The following is a 237-nucleotide window of genomic DNA, read 5'->3' on the forward strand; positions in this document are numbered from 1 at the left end:
GGGTACGCGACGCTCTGCGTATCCCCAGGCCAACAGGGTGCCGACGATAAAGCCCACGCCGTACCAATGCACCCCCAGCGGGCCGATGGTGACGATTACCGGATCGATGTTGGGGGAGGGCAGGGAGGCCAGCGGCAGCAGGGAATATTCGCTCAACACGGGGCTCCCCGGTGACGGTCACGCATGCGCGCGGACCATGCGGCTGGGGTGTGGCGGGGCCAAGGCAAGCCCGCTAGG

At 67.9% G+C, this 237-nt stretch carries 1 pseudogene; it reads right to left on the reverse strand.

What is annotated here, in order from left to right:
• A pseudogene (locus tag KVT37_RS32885) lies at positions 1–156 on the reverse strand (prolipoprotein diacylglyceryl transferase family protein); the annotation flags it as partial.
• Positions 157–237 lie beyond the last annotated feature (81 nt).

It is taken from the genome of Mesorhizobium sp. GbtcB19 (assembly GCF_019091085.1).
Taxonomy (GTDB): Bacteria; Pseudomonadota; Alphaproteobacteria; order Rhizobiales; family Rhizobiaceae; genus Mesorhizobium.